1 pseudogene is annotated in these 302 nt (G+C 37.4%); it reads left to right on the top strand.

Going from position 1 to position 302, the window contains the following annotated elements:
* Positions 1-42 precede the first annotated feature (42 nt).
* Positions 43-302 (top strand): annotated as a pseudogene (locus tag ACFSR0_RS11895) (RNA-guided endonuclease InsQ/TnpB family protein); the annotation flags it as partial.

Here is a 302-nt window from a genome sequence, read left to right as displayed (position 1 = left end):
TCGGCTGGTACTGCACGTTGGATTTTCAACTGGACGTTACAAATGCAAGAAATGAACTATCGGTTCGGCAGAAAGTTCATCAGTAACAACGATTTACGAAAGCATATCACAAAAATGAAGCAACGTCCTAAATACGCTTGGTTGAATCACGTATCAAACAATATAGCCAAGCAAGCTGTAAAAGATGCATGTGATGCCTACAAAAAGTGGTTTGATGGTATGACAGATAAAAGTCGTTTAAAGGCTGAAAAGCCACATTTCAAGTCAAGAAAGAAATCAAAACCAGCTTTTTATAATGACAA

The sequence above is a fragment of the Enterococcus camelliae genome, from assembly GCF_042685105.1.
Classification (GTDB): Bacteria; Bacillota; Bacilli; order Lactobacillales; family Enterococcaceae; genus Enterococcus_G; species Enterococcus_G camelliae.
The sequence above is the reverse complement of the archived record's forward strand: the minus strand, read 5'-3'. Positions and strand labels throughout refer to the sequence as shown.